The sequence below is a fragment of the Brevundimonas sp. Leaf363 genome, from assembly GCF_001424025.1.
Classification (GTDB): domain Bacteria; phylum Pseudomonadota; class Alphaproteobacteria; order Caulobacterales; family Caulobacteraceae; genus Brevundimonas.
Genome location: NZ_LMPZ01000001.1, coordinates 1 through 19,931 on the forward strand (window position 1 = coordinate 1; position 19,931 = coordinate 19,931).

Genomic DNA, 19,931 nt, shown 5'->3' on the forward strand with positions numbered 1-19,931 from the left:
TGTCCCGGCCGGGCTGGATCAGAAGTTGATGTCGATGGTGGCGCGACGGTTCAGCGGCTCGCGCACGCCGTCGGCGGTCGCACGGGCCAGCTGGGTTTCACCCTTGCCGTCCAGGGCGATCACGCCGCCGTTCACGCCCTGAGCGACCAGAGCGTCCGCGACGGTGCGCGAGCGGCGGTTCGACAGGCCGATGTTGTAGGCGGCCGAGCCSGAGGTGTCGGCGTGGCCGACGACCAGGACGCGCGTGGCGCGGCCCGACTTGGCGTAGTTCGCGGCCTGGGTGACCACCGAGCGCGCTTCAGCCGTCAGGTCCGAGCGATCCCAGTCGAAGTACACGACGAACTGACGGGGAGCGTTCACGACCGGCGGAGGCGGCGGCGGCGGGTAACGCAGGCCGACCGTCACGGTGTGCGACTGGTCGTAGTCGCCTTCCCAGACGCCGTAGTCCGTCGTCGACGAGAACGAGTTGAACTCGGCGTCGCTGGTCAGGTAGCGGTAGGTCAGGTCGATGTTGGCGCGCTCGCCCAGGGCGATGGCCAGACCGGCGATGGCTTGGGCCGCGAACTTGTTGTTGCTGTCGTCCAGCGTCATCTGGTTCGTGCGGTCGCCACGCAGGGTGCCGCGMACGCGGCCGTCCAGGTGGTTCACGCCGGCGCCCAGGCCGACGAAGGGACGGATGCCCCAGGCTTCCCAACCGAAGTCATAGATGACGTTCGCCATCACGGTCGTGGAGTTGATCTCRCCGTCCGGCGAGTAGCAGGCGCCGCGAGCCGGGGTGGTGTTGCACAGGCCCGACGGCACGGCGTTGTTCGCGCGGCGCACCTTGCCGATGTCGCCCGAGCGGTAGCCGCCTTCAAGTTCAACGCGCCAGTTGGGGTTGAAGCGGTAGCCCAGACGACCGAAAGCCGCCCAGCCGTTGTTGACCGAGTAGTTCCAGTTCACGCCGGTCGTCGACGATTCCAGGTTCAGGTCGTCGATCTTGTGGTAGCCGCCGTCRATGGCGCCGTACCAACCATCCGGCTCCGCGATGCCGCCAAGTCGCGCTTCCTGGCCCTGATGAGCCACGAAATGCNCCGAAAGCCGCCCAGCCGTTGTTGACCGAGTAGTTCCAGTTCACGCCGGTCGTCGACGATTCCAGGTTCAGGTCGTCGATCTTGTGGTAGCCGCCGTCAATGGCGCCGTACCAACCATCCGGCTCCGCGGAAGCGGCTCCGGCAGACAGGGCCAGGCCAGCAGCAGCGCTGGTGGCCAACAGCCAATTCTTAACACGCATGGGTTCGAGCCCTCCGCAGTGACAGTTTATGCGGCGGTCTCACCGCCTCGGCGCTCATAACAGCGTTGCCGTTGGGGGTCGAGTTTAAACTTGACCATTTCGCGCCGCAATCCGCACCGTGGCATTGAAGCTACACGAGAATGTCGGTCGATCGCCGTTGTGAAACGGCCATATTCCGCGGCGCGATTGAGCCATCGTGCGACGCACACTAGGATTTTGATCATGCAGGGACAGGCGTGCGAGATCATCGCCGAGGCCGGGGTCAACCATGACGGCCGGGAGGATCGCGCCCTCGCGCTGGTGGAGGCCGCCGCTCGGGCCGGGGCCGATGTCGTCAAGTTCCAGACGTTCGACCCGGACGAGATCGCCGCCGCGTCCGCCCCAACCGCCGGTTATCAGGCGCGCGCCGGTCAGGGCGCCGACCAGCGCGCCATGCTGCGGACCCTGGCCCTGCCGCGCGAGGCGTTCCGCCGGATCCGCGACCATGCCGACGCCTGCGGGATCGCGTTCCTGTCCACGCCGTTCGACATCGGCTCCGCGCGGTTCCTGGTGGACGACCTGGGCATGGCGCGGGTCAAGCTGGGGTCGGGTGAGCTGACCAACCTGCCCTATCTGCTGAAGGTCGCCCGCCTGGGCCGGCCGCTGATCCTGTCGACCGGCATGGCGACTTTGACGGAGGTCGAACAGGCGCTGGGCGTGGTGGCCTTCGCCGCCCTGGCAGAGACGGGTGAGCCACCGTCGCTGGCGGCCTTCGCCGAGGCCCTTACCGCGCCCGAGGCCGCAGCCATCCTGGCCGGGACCATCGTCATGCAGTGCGTCACCGAATATCCGGCGCCGCCGGACCAGGCCAATCTGAGGGTCATGGACGCCTATGCGGCGATGGGCGTCCGGCCAGGCTATTCGGACCATACGCCGGGGGTCACCGTCGCCCTGGCCGCCGCCGCCCGCGGGGCCGAGGCCATAGAGAAGCATCTGACCCTGGACAAGGCGGCGCCCGGCCCCGACCACGCCGCCTCGCTGGAACCGGACGAGATGGCGGCTCTGGTCGACGGCGTCCGCACCGTCACGGCCGCGCTGGGCGACGGGATCAAGGCGCCGGTCGGCGCCGAGCGCGCCAATATGGTCGCCGCACGCCGCAGCCTGGTCGCCGCCCGGCCCATCGTCGCCGGGGAAATCCTGACGGAGGACGGTCTCACCGCCCGTCGCCCCGGAAACGGCCTGCCGCCCTCGGCCCTTTGGTCGCTGTTGGGCACGCCCGCCGCCCGCGACTATGCGGCCGACGAGGCGATCGAGCCGTGAAGCGGATCGGCGTCTTCACCGCCACCCGCGCGGAGTACGGCCTGCTGGCGCCGGTGCTGGAGGCGATGGACCCGGCGCCCGGGCTTGAGCCCCTGCTGATCGTCTCGGGCGCCCACCTGTCGCCGCGCCACGGCATGACCGTGCGGGAGATCGAGGCGGACGGGCGGCCCATCGCGGCGCGCGTGCCCTTGCCGATGGCGGGCGACGACGGCGTTTCGGCCGCGCAGGACATGGCGGCGGCCACGGCGGGCGTGGCGCAGGCGGCGGCCAATCTGAGGCTGGACGCCCTGATGGTGCTGGGGGATCGCACCGAGGCGCTGGGCGCTGCGGCGGCGGCCGTGCCGATGGCCTTGCCGATCCTGCATCTGGAAGGCGGCCACCGCACCGCAGGAGCCGTGGATGACGCCATCCGACACGCGATCACCAAGCTGGCGGCCCTGCACTTCACCGCCCACCCCGACTATGGGCGGCGCCTGCGCCAGATGGGCGAGGCGGACGAGCGGATCTTCGTGGTGGGCTCCACGGCGGCGGATCGGCTGGGGCGCCTGCCAGCGCTCAGCCTCGATGAGCTGAACGCCGGACTGGGCGCGACGCTGAGGCCGGGCTTCCTGCTCGCCACCCTGCATCCGGAATCCCTGTCGGCACTGCCACCAGCCGATCAGGCGGCGCGGTTCCTGACAGCGCTTGAGGGCATCGACGCCGATGTCCTGTTCACCCTTCCCAACGCCGATTCGGGCGGCCGGGCGATCACCGAGGCGATCCAGACCTTCGCCGGTAGCCGCCCCGTGCGGGCCGTCGTCGTGCCTTCGCTGGGCGCCGACCGCTATCTGCAGGCCGCGCGGCTGGCGGGGGCGGTGATCGGCAACTCCTCCAGCGGCGTTATCGAGGCGCCGATGGTCCGCACGCCGTCGGTGGACATCGGCGACCGGCAGGCGGGACGGCTCAACCCGCCGGGCGTGGTCCACGCCGCCTTTGAAACCACCGCCATCCGCGAGGCCATCGAGAGGGCGCTCGATCCGGCACTGCGCCAGTCGCTGGCCAATAGCCCGCCGCCCTTCGGCGACGGCCAGGCGGCGCAAGGCATCGTCGAGATTCTGGGGCGCACCGACCTGACCGGTCTGGCCCGCAAGCCCTTCGTGGATCGCTGAAAAACGCTCTCCGCCCCTTGGGCGAAGACAGGCGACGCAGTCGCCAGAGGCGGGCCCGGAAGGTCGAGGCAGGACGACTTGCCCGCCTCCGCTCGCTACACTCGCTGTCGCCGCCCAGGAGGCGAAGATCGAAGACGCAGCACGGCCTCGCACGCCGCGAACTCCTCCAGCGTGTCCACGTCCCACGCCCGTTCGGCCGGCATGAGGTAGGCCAAGGCGTCCGGCGTCTGAAAGGTACGGTCGCGCAGCAGGCGGTCGAGCCGCGCCACATAGACCGCACCGTTCAGCGCCATCAGACCTTCAGCCTCCGCCGCCGGGCGGTACCGGCCCTCGGCGTCGATGCGGCCATGAAAGGCGGCCGGCTTGTCCAGCGGCGAGACCGAGACCACCGTCGTGTCCCTCTCGAGCGCCAGACGGAGGGCCCCCTCGATATCCTCGGGCAGGCGCAGGGGCGAGGTTGGCTGAAGCAGAACCACCCAGTCGAACCCGCCGCCCAGCGCCGTGGACGCGTGATCGATAGCGTCGATGACCGAAGCCTGGGCGTCCGCCAGCGCGGTAGGCCGCTCCACCACCTCGACCCCTTCGGCCCGCGCCAGCGCCGCCACGGCCGCGTCGTCAGTCGTCACGGCCAGCCGGTCCAGCCCGCGCGTCGCCTTCGCCGCCGCCAGAGTCCAGCCCAGCATCGGCCGTCCGGCCATCGGCCGCATGTTCTTGCCCGGCAGGCGCACCGACCCCGCCCGCGCCGGGATCAGCCCCAGCACCCGCCCGCCCGACGTACCCGCTCGCGTGTCCATGTCCCGACTAGATGGCGCGTCGCCTTACGACTGGTAAAGTCCCGGCAGAATCAGCCGGGAGATGTTGCATGGGCGTAGCGTCGCTCGCCGGCCGCCGGGTGCTGGTCACGGGAGCCGGCGGCTTCATCGGCAGCCGTTTGTCGGAAAGGCTGGTCGAGGCCGGCGCCCATGTGCGGGCTCTCGTCCGCTACACATCGCACGGCGGCGCCGGATGGCTGGACCACTCGGCGGTGCGCGGCGAGATCGAGGTGAAGCGGGGCGATCTGGCCGACCGTGACAGCGTGGCGGACGCCGTCGAGGGCTGCGACGTCGTCTTTCACCTCGGCGCCCTGATCGCCATTCCCTATTCGTATCTCGCGCCCGACAGCTATGTGCGGACCAACATCACCGGCACGCTGAACGTGCTGCAGGCCTGTCGGCAGGGGGGCACAGGCCGTCTGATCCATACCTCGACCAGCGAGGTCTACGGCACCGCCCAGACCGTGCCGATCACCGAGGATCACCCGCTGGTCGGCCAGTCGCCCTATTCGGCGTCCAAGATCGCGGCGGACAAGCTGGTGGAGAGCTTCCACCGCTCCTTCGGCCTGCCTGCGGTGACCATCCGCCCCTTCAACACCTATGGCCCGCGCCAGAGCGCCCGCGCCGTCATCCCGACCATCGCCAGCCAGGCGCTGGCCGGCGGCGTGGTTCGGCTGGGCGATCTGAGGCCCACGCGCGACTTCGTCTTCGTGGACGACACGGCGGCGGGCTTCATCGCCGCGGCGACGACCGAGGGCGTCGAGGGCGAGACGATCCATCTGGGCACGGGCCGGGAGATCGCCATCGGCGATCTGGCGGCGTTGATCGGCAGGATCGCCGGGGTGGAGCTGACGGTCGAGACCCAGGACGACCGCAAGCGCCCGCCGGGCAGCGAGGTCGAGCGACTGCTGGCCGATCCGTCGCTGGCCGAGGCCGCGCTGGGTTGGCGCGCCGAAACGTCGCTGGAAACCGGTCTGGAGCGGGTCGTCGCCTTCGTGCGCGACAATCCCGACGTCTATCGCCCGGCCGAGTACGCCGTATGAGCGAGGCCCCCCTGGAGCGAAATCTGCTGGCGGCCGAGACGCCGCTGCTGGCCGCCATCGAGCGGATGGATTCGGTGCGGCAGAAGCTGCTGCTGATCGTCGACGACCAGACCCGTCTGGTCGGCACGGTCTCGGACGGCGACATCCGGCGCGGCCTGATGCGTCGCCTGCCGATGGAGGCGCCGATCAGCGAGGTGATGAACCGCGATCCGGTGGCCCTGCGCGCCGGCGCCTCGGAGGCCCAGGCCCTGCGCCGCCTGTCCGAGCGCGGGGTCAGCCTGGCGCCGCTGCTGGATCCGCAGGGGAGGATCATCGGCCTCTATCCCGCCGGCCTGGGCGTGCAGGCCTCGCGCGACAACCTGGTGGTCATCATGGCCGGCGGACGCGGCGCGCGCCTGGCGCCTCTGACCCAGCACTGCCCCAAGCCGATGCTGAAGGTGTCGGGGCGACCGCTGCTGGAGACCATCATCGAGCGCCTGAAGGCCCAGGGCTTCAGCCGCTTCCGCCTGGCCGTGAACTATCTGGCCGAGGTGATCGAGGACCATTTCGGCGACGGTTCGGCCATGGACGTCGATATCCGCTATCTGCGCGAGACCGAGCCCAAGGGCACGGCGGGCGCCCTGTCGCTACTGGACGAACCGGCCGGCGCGCCGCTGCTGGTCATGAACGGCGACGTCATGACCCGGCTGAACTTCTCGGAGCTGCTGGACTTCCACGCCGAGCACGCGGCCTTGGCCACCCTGTGCGTGCGCGAGCAGCGTTTCCAGGCCCCGCACGGCGTGGTCGAGGCGGACGGCCCGCGCCTGACCTCGCTAAGGGAAAAGCCGACCTTCCAGTGGCTGGCCAACGCCGGGATCTACTGTCTGGACCCGTCTGTGCTGGGCCGCATCCCGACCACCGGCCAGTACGACATGCCCGAACTGCTGGCCGCCCTGGCCGCCGAGGGCCGGATGGTTGGCGCCTACCCGATCCACGAATACTGGCTCGACATCGGCCGTCCGCCAGACTTCGAACTGGCGCAGAAGGATTTCGACGGGGTGGTCTAGCGTGATCCTCCACCGTCAAGCGCAGCGAAACGGGGAGGGGGACCGCTTGCGCTGGAGGGGGCGGAAGCTGGGTAGCGCTTAATCAGGACAGGGCGTGGATGTCCTCGCCCCCTCCACCACTTCGTGGTTCCCCTCCCCCGCTGCGCGGTGGCGGATCCTCAGCCCCCGCCCGTCCGTCCGATCGCCTTGCCCGTGCCTTCGCAGACCGGACAGGTTTCGCCGGACCCCAGCACGCCGGAGCCCTCGCATTCGGGACACAGGGTCGGGTCCGGGTGCTGGAAAGCGGCCGGGTCGGTCGGATCCTGGGGACCCATGCCGCTGTCGTCGATCTCGGTCTGGTTCATGGGGTGCTGAACGGTCCAGCGTGGGACAGGGTTTCATCGTGACAGCGCGAGCCCCTGACGCTATGGCCCCGCGCATGGACGAGACCGAACGGCAATCCGAGGATCGCGGCTGGGCGACGGCGAAGACGCTGGCCGAGGCCTTGCCCTATATCCAGGTCTATGACCGCGAGACGGTGGTCATCAAGTACGGCGGCCATGCCATGGGCGAGACCGCCGTGGCCAAGCAGTTCGCGGCCGATATCGTGCTGCTGAAGCTGATGGGCGTGAACCCGGTCGTGGTGCATGGCGGCGGGCCTCAGATCTCCGGCATGCTGGACAAGGCGGGGGTGAAGTCGGCGTTCGTGGACGGCCTGCGCGTCACCGACGCCGACACCATGGCGGTGGCCGAAATGGTCCTGTCGGGCGCTGTGAACAAAGAGATCGCCCACTGGATCACCATGGCCGGCAAGGAGGCCGACGTGCGCGGCGTCGGCCTGTCGGGCAAGGACGCCGGCCTGCTGACCGTGCGCAAGACCACCCGCAAGCGCCGCGACCCCGACAGCATGATCGAGCACGAGGTCGACCTGGGCTACGTCGGTGATCCGACCCATGTGGACGCCAAGCTGATCCACCGTCTGATCGCGTCCGACGCCGACTGGGTGCCGGTGATCGCGCCGGTGGGCGTGTCCGAAGAGGGCGAGACCTTCAACGTCAACGCAGACACCGTCGCGGGCGCCCTGGCCGGCGAGATGAAGGCCAAGCGCATGCTGCTGCTGACCGACGTGCCCGGCGTGAAGGGCGCGGACGGCGAAATCATCCGCTCGATGACCGTTGGCGACGCCTCCCGGCTGATCGACGAGGGCGTCGCCACCGGCGGCATGATCCCCAAGCTGCAGACCGCCATGGCCGCCGTGCGCGCCGGGGTCGAGGCCGTGGTCATCCTGGACGGCCGCCGCCCCCACGCCATGCTGGTGGAGCTGTTCACCGAGCACGGCGCCGGGACGCTGGTGAAGGCGGGATGATGGACGACGCTGCGCCTCTCCCTCCCCGGGACGGGGAGGGTGGCCGACGCGAAGCGGCGGACGGGTGGGGGCGGCCGAGCGATCTGGCCGCTGCGCCCGGCAATGCGGGGCCGCCCCCACCCGGCGCTTCGCGCCCCCCTCCCCGGGACGGGGAGGGAGAGGCGGCGGCGCTCGATCCGAGCCTGATCGACGCCTGGATCTTCGACCTGGACGACACCCTGTATCCGCGCGAGCAGGGGGTGATGAAGCTGGTGGAAGCGCGCATCAACGCCTTCATGATCGAGGCCGTCGGTTTGCCGGAAGAGCAGGCGGCCGTGCTGCGTCGTCAGTTCCTGGACGAGCACGGCACGACGCTGGCGGGTCTGATGGCCAACTATGCGGTCGATCCCGAGCGCTTCCTTCGCGAGGTCCACGACGTGCCGCTGGATTCGCTGGAGCCTAATCCGGACCTGATGGACGCGTTGACGGCGCTGCCCGGTCGCAAGCTGGTGCTGACCAACGGCGCGCGCTTCCATGCCGCGCGGGTGCTCGACAAGCTAGGCATGGGCGATGTGTTCGAGGCCGTCTGGTGCATCGAGGACATGGAACTGACGCCCAAGCCGGCGCCCGCCACCTTCCGCAAATTCCTCGACCGGTTCGCGATAGACCCGGCCCGCGCCGTCTTCTTCGAGGACACGCCGCGCAATCTGGAGCCGGCCAAGGCCCTAGGCATGACCACCGTCCTGATCGGCGACGGGCGCGGTAAGCCGATCGGACGGGAGACGACGCCTTCGATCGACCATTGGTCGCCCGACCTTCTGGAATTTCTTCAATCTCTCTCGCTGGAGACGGCCGCATGACCGACCTCGCTCGCCTGGAATCGACGATCGAAGCCGCCTGGGAGCAGCGCACCGAGCTGTCGGCCTCGACCCACGGCGACGTCCGCAAGGCGGTCGAACAGGCGCTGGCCCTGCTGGACTCGGGCCAGGCCCGCGTCGCGTCGCGCGGCGAAGACGGCGTCTGGACCACGCACCAGTGGCTGAAGAAGGCGGTGCTGCTGTCCTTCCGCCTGAACGACAACCAGATCATGCGCACGGGCGATCGCGGCCCGACCTCGCACGCGCCGGGCGTCGGCCCCTATTGGGACAAGGTGCCCAACAAGTTCGGCGACTGGGCCGCGGCCGACTATCAGGCCGCCGGCTTCCGCTCGGTGCCCGGCGCCATCGTCCGGCAGGGGGCTTACATCGCCAGGAATGTCGTCCTGATGCCGTCCTTCGTGAACATCGGCGCCTATGTGGACGAGGGCTCTATGGTCGATGCCTGGGCCACGGTCGGCAGCTGCGCCCAGATCGGCAGGAACGTGCACCTGTCGGGCGGCGCCGGCATCGGCGGCGTGCTGGAGCCCCTTCAGGCCAACCCCACCATCATCGAGGACGGCTGCTTCATCGGCGCCCGCGCCGAGGTGGCCGAGGGCGTCATCGTCCGCGAGGGCGCGGTGCTGGCCATGGGCGTCTATCTGTCCGGCTCGACCAAGATCGTCGACCGCGCCACGGGCGAGGTGTTCCGGGGCGAAGTGCCGGCCTACAGCGTCGTGGTGCCCGGCAGCCTGCCCGACCCGAACGGCGGCCCGTCGCTGTATTGCGCGGTCATCGTCAAACGCGTCGACGCCCAAACCCGCGCCAAGACCGGCGTGAACGAACTGCTGCGCGACTGACCCTTTTTCTTTCTCCCGGGGGAGAAGGGCCGGTCAGGTCGGCCAGGTCTCCGGCGAGGCGCCCAACACCTCGCCGGCCAGATAAAGCGAGCCGCAGATCAGCACTCGCCCGGTGCCGAGCCTCAGCGCCAGATCCAGCGCCGTGCGCGCGTCGGCGCAGGGCTGGGCCGCCAGTCCGTGGGCGCGGGCAACGGCGGCCAGGGCCGAGGGCTCCGCGCAGCCGCCGTCGAACGGCACGGTGAACACCGCGGCCTCCGACGCCGCCAGCGCCTCGAAGAAGCCGCCCGCGTCCTTGTTGCCCAACATGCCGACGATCAGGGCCAGGGGGCGCGGCGCCCGCGCCTGACGCTGGGCCAGGAAATCGGCCACGGCCGCCGCCGCATGGGGATTGTGCCCCCCGTCCAGCCACAGCTCCGCCCCCGCCGAACGCGCCGTCGCGGCATAGGGCCCAACCGTCAGCCGCTGCAGACGCGCGGGCCAGCGCACCTTGCCCAGACCCTCGGCGATAGCCTCCTCCGGCAGGTCCAGCTCCAGCGCCGCCGCGACGGCCAGGCCCGCGTTGTCGAACTGATGCGGACCCATCAGAGCCGGCGCGGGCAGGTCCAGAAAACGCTCGGAATCCTGGAAGGCCAGGCCGCCGCGCTCGCTCCAGGCGTCGAAGTCCGTGCCCATGACGGTCAGAGGACAGTGCGCCCGCATCGCCGCCCGCTCGATGACCCCCAGCGCGGCCTCGCTCTGGCGGCCGATCAGGCCGCGCGCGCCCGCCTTGAGGATGCCGGCCTTCTCGGCGGCGACCAGCTCGATGGTGTTCCCCAGGAACTCGGCGTGATCCAGATCGACCGGGGCGATCAGGCTCAGCAGCGGCCGCTCGATCACATTGGTGGCGTCCAGCGTCCCGCCCAGGCCCACCTCTACGATGGCCAGGTCGGCGGGCGCCTCGGCCATGGCGACGAAGGCGGCGGCCGTGGTGCTCTCGAACACCGTCGCCTCGACACCCTGGACCGCCTCGATCCGGTCCAGCACGGCGTTCAGCGTCTCGTCGTCGATCAGCGTCCCGGCCAGCCGGATGCGTTCATTGAACCGCACCAGGTGCGGCGAGGTGTAGGCGTGGACCCGCAAGCCCGCCGCCTCGGCCATGGCGCGCAGGAAGGCGACCGTCGATCCCTTGCCGTTGGTCCCGGCCACATGGACCACCGGCGGCAACCGGTCCTGCGGATCGCCCAGCGCCGCGCACAGCGCCCGCATCCGGTCCAGCGACAGGTCGATCTTCTGAGGGTGGCGGGCCCTCAGGCGCTGTGAGATCGTATCCATCATCCTTCTCCTCTCGGGGGAGAAGGTGGCCGGCGGAGCCGGTCGGATGAGGGGGGCGTCGGCCGCACGAGGGCCGCATGATCCCGGATCGCACCGATCAGATCGTTGGGATTGGTCAGAAACGCCTCGTTCGAGGACCGCAGCACGGTAAAGCCTGCTTCAGCCAGTCGCTGATCGCGCAGACTGTCCTGCGCCTCCTTCAGCCGATGGACGCCACCGTCTAGTTCAACAACCAGTTTCAGATCAGCGCAGAGGAAGTCCGCCACCATCCCCGCAACAGGGGCCTGACGTCGGAACTTGAGGCCATCAACGCCCCGGCCCCGCGTCATCTCCCAAAAGCGTGTCTCGGCCAGCGTCATGGTCTGACGCAGCGAACGAGCGCGGGTCGTCCGGTCGGCGGTCTGCCACATCAGGCGTCCCCTCATCCGTCATGCTTCGCATGCCACCTTCTCCCCCGGGGGGAGAAGGAAGTCACCCCCGATCCCGGCGCTTCCCTCATTCCGGAGGAAGGACGAAGATGGTTGATGGCTTTACGCGCGCAGACCAACCGCACCATCGCCCGCTGGGTGCTGGCGGGCCTGTATCTGGTGGCGGGCGTCCTGCACCTGCTGGTCCCTGCGCCCTTCCTGACCATCACGCCGGACTGGGTGCCGTTTCCGGGCGAGGTCATTCGCCTGACCGGTTTGGCCGAGATCGCGGGGGCGATCGGGCTAATGGTCCCGCGTTTCAGGCAGGCCGCCGGCTGGGGCTTGGCCGCCTACGCCGTCTGCGTCTTCCCGGCCAACATCAAGCACGCGATCGACAGCCTGAGCCAGGCGCATCCGATGCTGGGCTGGAGCTATCACGCGCCCCGGCTGTTGCTGCAGCCGGTCATCATCTGGTGGGCGCTGTGGGCGTCGGCCGTGACCGACTGGCCGTTCAGGCGGCGCGGCTGGCGTTCCGGGCGTCCATGAGGATGGACAGGATGTTGGACAGCACGCTCGGCAGCTCTGGACGGGTCACGACGCGGTCGACCATGCCCTTTTCCTGCAGATATTCGGCGCGCTGGAAGCCCGGCGGCAGTTTCTCTCGGATCGTCGCCTCGATGACGCGCGGACCGGCGAACCCGATCAGGGCGCCCGGCTCGGCCAGATGGACGTCGCCCAACATGGCGTAGCTGGCGGTCACGCCTCCGGTCGTGGGGTCGGTCAGGACGACGACATAGGGCAGACGCGCCGCCTTCAGCTCCTGGATCGCCAGGGTGGTGCGGGCCATCTGCATGAGGGACAGCGCCCCCTCCTGCATCCGCGCCCCGCCGGCGGCGGTGAAACAAACCAGCGGAACCTCGCGGCGCACGGCCTCGCGCGCGGCGGCGACGAAGGCCTCGCCCGCCGCCATGCCCAGCGAACCGCCCATGAAGCTGAAGTCCTGGACGATGACGACGGCGGGCGTGCCGTCGATGTCGCCGGCGCCGATGGCCATGGTGTCCTTGCGACCGGCCGCCTTGCGCGCGGCCTGGAGGCGGTCGCGGTAGGGCTTGCCATCCGAGAACTTCAGGGGGTCTTCCGGCACGTCGGGCGCGGCGACCGGCTCGAACTGACCCTCGTCGAAGATGTAGCGCAGGCGCTGGTCGGCGTTGATGCGCATGTGCCGACCGCTGGGGGTGACCCACAGCGAGGTCTCCAGATCGGCGCGGTACAGCATCTCGCCCGAGTCAGGATCCTTGACCCACAGATTGTCCGGCGTGTCCCGGCGGCTGACGATCTTGCGCACGCCGGGGGCGAAGCGGCTCAGCCAGCCGCCGCCGCGTTCATTGCCTTGCTTGCGATCCGCCATCGTCCGTCTCCGTCAGCGAGCCGAGCGAACCGCGTCGCCCAGCGCCTTGACCGTTTCCAGAACGCGCGACACCGGGTCGCCGTTCGTTTCCAGCGCCGCCGCCACCTGGTCGACCAGCACCGAGCCGGCGACCACGGCGTCCGCGACGCGCGCGATCTGCGCCGCCCGCTCGGGCGTCTTGACCCCGAACCCGACCGCGACCGGCAGGTTCGAGGCGGCGCGCACGCGCTCGACGGCGGGCGCGACATCGCCGGCGACCGCCTCCTTGACCCCGGTCACCCCGGCGACCGAGACGTAATAGACGAAGCCCGAGGTGCGCCGGGCGATGACCTTCAGCCGCGCGTCATCGGACGTGGGCGTGGCCAGCCGGATCAGCGACACCTGCGCCGCGTCCAGCGCGTCGGTCAGGGGATCGGCCTCTTCCGGCGGGCAGTCGACGATGATGACGCCATCCACGCCCGCCGTCGCCGCGTCCCGCGCGAAGGCCTCATAGCCGTGGGTTTCGATCGGGTTCAGATAGCCCATCAGGATCAGGGGGGTGTCGGCGTCCGACTGGCGGAACTCAGCCGCCAGCGCCAGCGTGCCCTTCAGCGTCAGACCGGCCTGCAGCCCGCGCAGCGCCGCGCGCTGGATCGGCGGGCCTTCAGCCATCGGATCGCTGAACGGAAAGCCCAGCTCGATGATGTCGGCCCCGGCAGCGGGCAGGCCCTTCAGAATCTCCAGCGCCTGGTCCCGCGTGGGATCGCCGGCCATGACATAGGCCACGAAGGCGGCGCGGCCCTCGGCCTTCAGCGCGGCGAAGCGCGCGTCGATACGGGCGGTGGTCACAGCTGCACCCCAAACATGCGCGCCACCTGCGGGATGTCCTTGTCGCCGCGGCCGCACATGTTCAGCACCACGTCGCCGCCCTTGCCGACTTCCTCGGCGATCTCGCCGACGCGGGCCAAGGCGTGGCTGGGCTCCAGAGCGGGGATGATCCCTTCCAGTTGCGAGCACAGCTTGAAGGCCTCCAGCGCTTCGGCGTCGGTGGCGGCGCGGTATTCGGCGCGGCCGATGTCCTTCAGCCAGGCGTGTTCCGGGCCGATGCCGGGATAGTCCAGGCCGGCGGAGATGGAATGACCCTCCAGGATCTGGCCGTCGTCATCCTGCAGCAGATAGGTGCGGTTGCCGTGCAGCACGCCGGGGCGGCCGCCCTGCAGCGACGCGGCGTGGTCCGGGCCGTCCAGCCCGCGCCCGGCCGCCTCGACCCCGATCAGGCGCACGCCGGCGTCGTCGATGAAGGGATGGAACAGGCCGATGGCGTTCGACCCGCCGCCGATGGCCGCCACGCAGGCGTCCGGCAGCTTGCTCTTGCGCGCCAGCATGGAGGCGCGGGCTTCGCGGCCGATCACGCTCTGAAAGTCGCGGACCATCGCCGGATAGGGGTGCGGACCGGCGGCGGTGCCGATCAGATAGTAGGTGTCCGCGACATTGGTGACCCAGTCGCGCATCGCCTCGTTCATGGCGTCCTTCAGCGTCGCCCGGCCCGAAGTCACCGGCACCACCTCGGCGCCCAGCAGCTTCATGCGGAAGACGTTGGGCGACTGCCGCTCCACGTCCGTCGCGCCCATGTAGATGACGCAGGGCAGGCCGAAGCGGGCGCAGACGGTGGCGGTGGCCACGCCGTGCTGGCCGGCGCCGGTCTCGGCGATGATGCGGGTCTTGCCCATCCGCATGGCCAGAAGAATCTGGCCCATGCAGTTGTTCACCTTGTGCGCGCCGGTGTGGTTCAGCTCGTCGCGCTTGAACCAGATATCCGCCGCGCCGTAGTGGGCGCTCAGGCGCTCGGCCAGATACATCGGGCTGGGCCGCCCGACATAGTCGGTCAGGAAGCCGTCCAGCTCGGCCTGGAAACTGGGGTCCGCCTTGGCCGCCTCGTACGCTTCGTTCAGTTCCAGCACGAGCGGCATCAGCGTCTCGGCGACGAAGCGGCCGCCGTACTGGCCGAAACGGCCCTCGGCGTCGGGATAGGCGTAGGCGTTCGGAAGGGCGGTCACGGATCAGGCTCTCGCGGAAGCCACGGCCTCGAGGAAGGCCGCGATCAGGGCGGCGTCCTTAACACCCGAGGCGCTTTCCACGCCAGAGGAGACATCGACCAGGGGCGCGCCCGAGATGCGGATCGCCTGGCCCACATTGTCCGGCGACAGCCCGCCCGCCAGGAACCACGGCCGCCGCCACGCCCGGTCGGCCAGCAGGGTCCAGTCGAAGCTGAGCCCGAAGCCGCCGGTGCGGGTGGCGCCCTCCGGCGGCTTGGCGTCGAACATCAGGTGATCGGCGAACGGCTCCCAGGCGTCGGCGGCGTCCAGATCGGCGGCCGTGCGGATCGGCAGGGCTTTGATGATCCCGGCGCCGGTGCGCGCCCGTACGGCCTCGGCGCGCGCCGCATCCTCATGCCCATGCAGCTGGATCAGGTCGGGCGCGAAGCCGGCCATGATCGCGTCCAGCAGGGCGTCGTCGGCGTCCACCGTCACCGCCACGATCCCGGCCCGTCCGCGCGCGGCGGCGAAGACTTCGGCGGCGGCGACAGGGTCGACGTGGCGCGGGCTTTTCGGGAAGACCACGGCCCCGACGTAGGCAGCCCCGCCGTCGACGGCGGCGATGACGTCGGCGGGCGTGGTTAGACCGCAGATCTTGGCCTTGGTCATGGCCGCATCACCGGCACGCCGACAGCCTCGGCCGCGCGGACGAGATTGGTGTCGAAGGTCGCCAGTTGCGCTCCGATGCGCTGGGCGATGGCCAGATGCAGGGCGTCGGGCGCTCTCAAAAGCCCGTTTTCTATGATCAATCGTCGCGCTTCGGGGTGATCGTCGGCGTGGACATGGATGGCTGCCCCCGCTGCGGCGATCATCTCATTCAGCGTCGCCTCGACGATTTCAATCTGACCGACATCGAGCTCGCCGCGACGCGCCTTTACGCGAATTGCGCCGGCGAACTCGGCGGCCGCCCAGTCGCTGACCCGCCAGGCGCAGGCTTCCGCCAGTAGCGCCAGTGCACGCGGAGAACCCTTCTCACGCGTGAAGGCGGCTATCAGGACGCTGGTGTCGAGGCAGACGATCAATAGCGATAGTCGTCGCGCATGGCCTTGACCGTGTCGGTCTGGCCCGACGTCGGCGTGCGCCCTGCCTCCTGTAGCTTCCGCAGGCGTTCAACGTCCCATTTAAACGGCTTTGGCTCGGCCTGCTCGATAGGCACGACACGCGCGACCGCACGACCGCGCCGTGTGATTGTGACCGGCTCGCCAGCCAGCATACGATCGATCAGCTTGGGCAGCTGGTTCTTGGCCTCGGCGATGGAGTAGTCGCTCATTTCTTCAGGATAGCCATCTGGATGGCTATCTGCAATCAGGCGGCGAAGATCGCATCGACATCTTCCGGCGTGAGACGTCGCCATGCGCCCGGCGGCAGGTCGTCCGGGATGGTCAGGGCGCCGAAGCGTTCGCGGTGCAGGGCCTCGACGTGGTTGCCGACGGCGGCGAACATGCGCCGGACCATGTGGTAGCGGCCTTCGGTCACCGTCAGCCGCGCGTCGGTGGGCGACAGCACCTCCATCACGGCGGGCTTCAGCGGCTTGTCGTCGTTCTCCAGCAGCATCTCGCCCGAGGCGAACAGGGCCGCTTCGGTCCCCGCCAGCGGCCGGGCCAGGGTGGCGCGGTATACCTTGGGCACGTGCTTCTTGGGCGAAATGGCCCGGTGCAGCAGGTCGCCGTCGTCGGTCATCAGCAACAGGCCGGACGTCTCCTTGTCCAGCCGCCCGATGGTCGAGATCGCCGGGTCGCGCCGCCGCCAGCGGTCGGGCAGGACGTCATAGACCAGCGCCCCGTCCTCCTTGTGCGAACAGGTCATGCCCAAGGGCTTGTTCAGCAGGATGACCAGCCCTGGCGGCGGGTCGACCGGTTCGCCATCAACCGTCATCCGGGCCGGCAGGTCAGGCGTGACGGCGATGCGCCGGCTGGCGTCGGTCAGGTCCTGACCGTCGAGCGTGATGGCGCCCAGCCGCGCCAGCTGCGCGATCTGGGCCCGGCTGCCGTAGCCCAGCGAGCCGAGCAGCTTGTCGAGGCGGGCGGTCTTGCTCATCGGACGCGCCTCACTTGATCGCCTCGAACAGCTTGTAACCCGCCGCATCGATCGGCTTCACCTGCCGAAAGGCGGCGGCCAGCTCGGCCTCATAGGGCAGGTGGCGGTTGGCCACCATCCACAGCGAGCCCCCGCGTCGCAGCAGGCCCGCCGCCTTCTGGATAAAGGCCGCGCCCAGCCGCCGGTCCTCAGCGCCGGCCGAATGGAAGGGCGGATTCATGATGACGAACTGCAGGTCGCCGGCCTCCGTCAGGTCGCGCACGTCGGCCCATTCGACGCTTGCGCGCGGGTCCGTCAGGTTCAATCGCGCGGCCTCGACCGCGCGCCTGTCGCTCTCGATGACCCGGATCGCCGTGACCTTGGGCGAGCGCAGCGCCGCCTGCGCCAGCAGCCCCAGCCCGCCGCCCAGATCCGCGCCCGCTCCTGTCAGCGGCGGCAAGTTCTGGATCAGCAGCGCCGAGCCAGGATCGACCCGGTCCCAGGCGAAGACGCCTGGCTGGGTCCAGACGCCGCCCTCCTGACGCAAGGCCCCGGCGGCGACAGCCTCGTCCAGCCCGGTCAGGTTTTCGCCCTTGATGACGACGCAGCGGCGATGGTGCGCCTTGGCGTCCTCGGCGACCGAGGCGCCGAACGCCTCCAGCTCCTTCTTCAGCCGCGACCCGCCCTTGTCCTTCAGGGCCATGGCGGTCAGCCGGCCGCCGGGCTTCAGCGCCCGCAGCGCCAGGGCCAGCGTATAGCGCCGCTCCAGCACGCCGGGCGGCGCATAGACCATGGCGCTGTCGATCGAGCCGAGCTCGAAACTTTCAAGCGCGGTCGCGCCGGGGATCAGGGGCGAGGTCTGAGTGGCGGCGCCCGGCGGGTCGAACACGGCGGGCGGGCGGCCGTAGAGCAGGTCGGTCATCGGCGCGCCATAGCCCGCCGTTCAGTCGGCCGCCAGCACGGCCTCCAGTCCCTCGCGCCAGGACGGATAGGCCGGACGCCAGCCCAGTTCGGCCTTGGCCCGGGCGTTTGAGACGCGTTTGTTGTCCAGATAAAAGCGCCGCATGGCGTCACTGATCGACGGATCGTTCAGATCGACCTGAGGCGGCAGGGGCAGGCCCAGACGGGCCGCCGCATGGCGGATCACCGTTTCGGCCGGCGACGGCGCATCGTCGGTCACATTGTAGATCCCGCCCGGCCGGGGCCGGCGCATCGAAGCCATCAGCAGGCGCGCGGCGTCATCGACGTGGATGCGGTTGAAGACCTGGCCCGGCTGGATCGTCAGGCGCGCCCGGCCGTCGCGCAGCCGGTCCGCGACCGACCGGCCGGGTCCGTATATGGCCGAAAGGCGGAACAGCTGGACGGTCAGGCCCATGCCCCGCCCGATGTCGAGCCAGCCGGTCTCGGCCTTGACCCTTCGCGCGCCCTCGACCGTCGCGGCGTTCAGGGCATCGTCCTCGAACGCCCAGCCGCCGTTGCGGTCGCCGTAGACGGCGGTGGAGGAGACATAGCCGATCCAATCGGGCCAGGCGCCGGCGCGCGACAAGGCAGGGATGACGGCGCGCAGACCGGGGCAGCCCTGGGCGTCCGGCTGGACGGTGATCAGGACCGCGGGCGCATTGCGGGTGGCCGAGGCCATCTGCGCCTCATCGGCCGGATCGATGGCGACGAAGCCTTGCGCCTGCAGCGCGGCGCGGCCCTCGGGCGAGCGGCTGGTCGCGGCCACGTTCATGCCGGCGTCCCGCGCCATCCGCCCCACGGCCTGGCCTAGATAGCCGCCGCCGAAGATCAGCAAGCCGGTCACGCGACGCTCAAGGTCTCCGAGGACCGCGCCGCCTCGGCGTCGAGGGCCTCCGCCCGCCGGGCGTTCCAGGCGGATACGCAGGGCACCTTCGAAAGGTCGGCCCGGTCGGCATAGCGGCGCGCCACTTCGGTCACGTCCTGCATCAGGCCCTCGGCCAGGGTGATCGGCTTCAACCCCAGCTTCAGGAACTGGTCGTTGGCGACCACCAGCTCGTTCTCGTCCGCCTCATGGCGCGGATTGGCGACATGTTCGACGCGCGCGCCGGTCATGTCGGCGACCAGCCGGGCCAGGTCGCGGACCCGGCGGCTCTCGGTCATCTGGTTCAGGATCTTGACCCGCTCGCCCCGCCCCGGCGGGTTCTTCAGCGCCAGCTCGATGCAGCGCACCGTGTCCTGGATGTGGATGAAGGCCCGCGTCTGCCCGCCCGGCCCGTGCACCGTCAGCGGATAACCGACCGCCGCCTGCATCAGGAACCGGTTCAGCACCGTGCCGTAGTCGCCGTCATAGTCAAAGCGGTTGATCAGTCGCTCGTCCTTCCGGGTCTCCTCGGTCTGGGCGCCCCAGACGATGCCCTGGTGCAGGTCGGTGATCCGCAGCCCGTCGTTCTTGGCGTAGAACTGGAACAGCAGCGCATCCTGCGTCTTGGTCATGTGATAGATCGACCCCGGATTGGCGGGGAACAGGATCTCCTGCTCGGCCGGGCCGTGATCGGTCTGGACCGTGACGGTCAGATAGCCCTCTGGGATCCGCAGGCCGGCGGTGCCGTAGCCGTAAACCCCCATGGTGCCCAGATGCGCCAGATGGATGTCCTGGCCGCTCTCGACGATGGCCGCCAGCACATGGCTGGTGGCGTTGATGTTGTTGTCCACGGTGTAGAGCTTGTGCCGCGCCGACTTCATCGAATAGGGCGCGGCGCGCTGCTCGGCGAAATGGATGATCGACGTCGGCCGGTAGGCCTCCAGCAGCGCCAGCAGGCCGTCGAAATCCTTGCCGACGGTCAGCGGGGTGAAGCCGATCTCGCGGCCTGAGACCTCTTTCCAGGCGGCGATGCGGTCCTGGATGCTCTGAATCGGCGTCAGCGACTGGACCTGCAGCTCGTCGTCAATCTCGCGCCGGCTCAGGTTGTCGACGATGCGGACGTCCCAGCCACGGGCCGACAGATGCAGGGCCGTCGGCCAGCCGCAGAAACCATCCCCTCCCAGGATCAGCGCGCGCATGCTTCCTCCGCTTGCGTCTATCGTTGACGCCTGA

The 19,931-nt window shown here is 69.9% G+C and carries 23 protein-coding genes; 8 read left to right on the forward strand and 15 right to left on the reverse strand.

Features of this window, described 5'->3' with window-relative positions; genetic code table 11:
* Positions 1-18: 18 nt before the first annotated feature.
* Complete coding sequence (locus tag ASG17_RS00005) at positions 19-1,065, reverse strand: OmpA family protein (protein ID WP_082496022.1); 1,047 nt, start codon at positions 1,063-1,065, stop codon at positions 19-21.
* 430 nt (positions 1,066-1,495) lie between these two features.
* Between ASG17_RS00005 and ASG17_RS00010 the strand changes: the two genes are divergently transcribed.
* Both ASG17_RS00010 and neuC read left to right on the forward strand, forming a co-directional pair.
* Positions 1,496-2,572 carry an N-acetylneuraminate synthase family protein gene (locus ASG17_RS00010; RefSeq protein ID WP_056098841.1) on the forward strand — a complete coding sequence of 359 codons (1,077 nt, stop codon included), beginning with the start codon at positions 1,496-1,498 and terminating at the stop codon, positions 2,570-2,572.
* Positions 2,569-3,720 carry a UDP-N-acetylglucosamine 2-epimerase gene (gene neuC / locus ASG17_RS00015; RefSeq protein ID WP_056097816.1) on the forward strand — a complete coding sequence of 384 codons (1,152 nt, stop codon included), beginning with the start codon at positions 2,569-2,571 and terminating at the stop codon, positions 3,718-3,720. The genes ASG17_RS00010 and neuC overlap by 4 nt, the downstream gene beginning before the upstream one ends.
* A gap of 95 nt (positions 3,721-3,815) precedes the next feature.
* Here neuC and ASG17_RS00020 read toward each other — a convergent pair whose 3' ends face one another.
* Positions 3,816-4,514 (reverse strand): cytidylyltransferase domain-containing protein, encoded by a 699-nt coding sequence (locus ASG17_RS00020; RefSeq protein ID WP_082496024.1) that lies wholly within the window; start codon positions 4,512-4,514, stop codon positions 3,816-3,818.
* Positions 4,515-4,582: 68 nt separating this feature from the next.
* Between ASG17_RS00020 and ASG17_RS00025 the strand changes: the two genes are divergently transcribed.
* A complete protein-coding gene (locus ASG17_RS00025) occupies positions 4,583-5,575 on the forward strand; it encodes an SDR family NAD(P)-dependent oxidoreductase (RefSeq protein ID WP_056097820.1) in 993 nt (330 codons plus the stop codon).
* Positions 5,572-6,621 carry a nucleotidyltransferase family protein gene (locus ASG17_RS00030; RefSeq protein ID WP_056097822.1) on the forward strand — a complete coding sequence of 350 codons (1,050 nt, stop codon included), beginning with the start codon at positions 5,572-5,574 and terminating at the stop codon, positions 6,619-6,621. The genes ASG17_RS00025 and ASG17_RS00030 overlap by 4 nt, the downstream gene beginning before the upstream one ends.
* Before the next feature lie 158 nt (positions 6,622-6,779).
* On the opposite strand, the gene ASG17_RS00035 is transcribed toward ASG17_RS00030, so the two are convergent.
* The gene (locus ASG17_RS00035) at positions 6,780-6,965 is read right to left on the reverse strand and encodes a hypothetical protein (RefSeq protein ID WP_056097824.1); all 186 of its coding nucleotides are present in this window, start codon (positions 6,963-6,965) and stop codon (positions 6,780-6,782) included.
* A gap of 74 nt (positions 6,966-7,039) precedes the next feature.
* On the opposite strand from ASG17_RS00035, the gene argB reads away from it, so the two are divergent.
* From argB to dapD, 3 genes are read left to right on the forward strand one after another with little or no spacing between them, the layout of a single operon-like run.
* Entirely contained in the window at positions 7,040-7,966 is a 927-nt protein-coding gene (gene argB, locus ASG17_RS00040) for an acetylglutamate kinase (protein WP_056098844.1), read from the forward strand.
* A complete protein-coding gene (locus tag ASG17_RS00045; RefSeq protein WP_235560319.1) occupies positions 7,963-8,805 on the forward strand; it encodes a pyrimidine 5'-nucleotidase in 843 nt (280 codons plus the stop codon). Before argB ends, ASG17_RS00045 begins: the two co-directional genes overlap by 4 nt.
* A complete protein-coding gene (gene dapD, locus ASG17_RS00050; RefSeq protein WP_056097825.1) occupies positions 8,802-9,659 on the forward strand; it encodes a 2,3,4,5-tetrahydropyridine-2,6-dicarboxylate N-succinyltransferase in 858 nt (285 codons plus the stop codon). The genes ASG17_RS00045 and dapD overlap by 4 nt, the downstream gene beginning before the upstream one ends.
* 33 nt (positions 9,660-9,692) lie before the next feature.
* Here the strand turns inward: dapD and ASG17_RS00055 are convergent, their stop codons facing one another.
* On the reverse strand, positions 9,693-10,970 hold the full coding sequence (locus tag ASG17_RS00055) for a folylpolyglutamate synthase/dihydrofolate synthase family protein (protein WP_056097827.1): 1,278 nt from the start codon (positions 10,968-10,970) through the stop codon (positions 9,693-9,695).
* The gene (locus tag ASG17_RS00060) at positions 10,970-11,380 is read right to left on the reverse strand and encodes an endonuclease domain-containing protein (RefSeq protein WP_235560320.1); all 411 of its coding nucleotides are present in this window, start codon (positions 11,378-11,380) and stop codon (positions 10,970-10,972) included. The genes ASG17_RS00055 and ASG17_RS00060 overlap by 1 nt, the downstream gene beginning before the upstream one ends.
* Positions 11,381-11,494: 114 nt before the next feature.
* Between ASG17_RS00060 and ASG17_RS00065 the strand changes: the two genes are divergently transcribed.
* Positions 11,495-11,923, forward strand: coding sequence for a DoxX family protein (locus tag ASG17_RS00065; protein ID WP_056097829.1), 429 nt, complete (start codon positions 11,495-11,497; stop codon positions 11,921-11,923).
* Here ASG17_RS00065 and accD read toward each other — a convergent pair.
* The 10 genes from accD to ASG17_RS00115 are packed head-to-tail and all read right to left on the reverse strand — an operon-like array spanning position 11,889 to position 19,897.
* Entirely contained in the window at positions 11,889-12,785 is an 897-nt protein-coding gene (accD, locus tag ASG17_RS00070; RefSeq protein WP_056097833.1) for an acetyl-CoA carboxylase, carboxyltransferase subunit beta, read from the reverse strand. The two genes, ASG17_RS00065 and accD, sit on opposite strands and share 35 nt — an antisense overlap.
* Before the next feature lie 12 nt (positions 12,786-12,797).
* Positions 12,798-13,613 carry a tryptophan synthase subunit alpha gene (gene trpA / locus ASG17_RS00075; RefSeq protein WP_056097836.1) on the reverse strand — a complete coding sequence of 272 codons (816 nt, stop codon included), beginning with the start codon at positions 13,611-13,613 and terminating at the stop codon, positions 12,798-12,800.
* On the reverse strand, positions 13,610-14,821 hold the full coding sequence (trpB, locus tag ASG17_RS00080; RefSeq protein WP_056097837.1) for a tryptophan synthase subunit beta: 1,212 nt from the start codon (positions 14,819-14,821) through the stop codon (positions 13,610-13,612). Before trpB ends, trpA begins: the two co-directional genes overlap by 4 nt.
* Before the next feature lie 3 nt (positions 14,822-14,824).
* Positions 14,825-15,469, reverse strand: a complete 645-nt coding sequence (locus ASG17_RS15305; RefSeq protein ID WP_056097838.1) for a phosphoribosylanthranilate isomerase — start codon at positions 15,467-15,469, stop codon at positions 14,825-14,827.
* Positions 15,466-15,882, reverse strand: a complete 417-nt coding sequence (locus ASG17_RS00090; RefSeq protein WP_056097840.1) for a type II toxin-antitoxin system VapC family toxin — start codon at positions 15,880-15,882, stop codon at positions 15,466-15,468. Before ASG17_RS00090 ends, ASG17_RS15305 begins: the two co-directional genes overlap by 4 nt.
* Positions 15,879-16,130 carry a type II toxin-antitoxin system Phd/YefM family antitoxin gene (locus tag ASG17_RS00095; protein WP_056097842.1) on the reverse strand — a complete coding sequence of 84 codons (252 nt, stop codon included), beginning with the start codon at positions 16,128-16,130 and terminating at the stop codon, positions 15,879-15,881. The genes ASG17_RS00090 and ASG17_RS00095 overlap by 4 nt, the downstream gene beginning before the upstream one ends.
* Before the next feature lie 35 nt (positions 16,131-16,165).
* Positions 16,166-16,897 (reverse strand): pseudouridine synthase, encoded by a 732-nt coding sequence (locus ASG17_RS00100; RefSeq protein WP_056097844.1) that lies wholly within the window; start codon positions 16,895-16,897, stop codon positions 16,166-16,168.
* 10 nt (positions 16,898-16,907) lie between these two features.
* On the reverse strand, positions 16,908-17,798 hold the full coding sequence (locus ASG17_RS00105) for a class I SAM-dependent methyltransferase (protein ID WP_056097846.1): 891 nt from the start codon (positions 17,796-17,798) through the stop codon (positions 16,908-16,910).
* 21 nt (positions 17,799-17,819) lie between these two features.
* Positions 17,820-18,680, reverse strand: coding sequence for an SDR family oxidoreductase (locus tag ASG17_RS00110; protein WP_156367675.1), 861 nt, complete (start codon positions 18,678-18,680; stop codon positions 17,820-17,822).
* The gene (locus ASG17_RS00115) at positions 18,677-19,897 is read right to left on the reverse strand and encodes an NAD-dependent epimerase/dehydratase family protein (RefSeq protein WP_056097847.1); all 1,221 of its coding nucleotides are present in this window, start codon (positions 19,895-19,897) and stop codon (positions 18,677-18,679) included. The genes ASG17_RS00110 and ASG17_RS00115 overlap by 4 nt, the downstream gene beginning before the upstream one ends.
* Between the last annotated feature and the right edge of the window lie 34 nt (positions 19,898-19,931).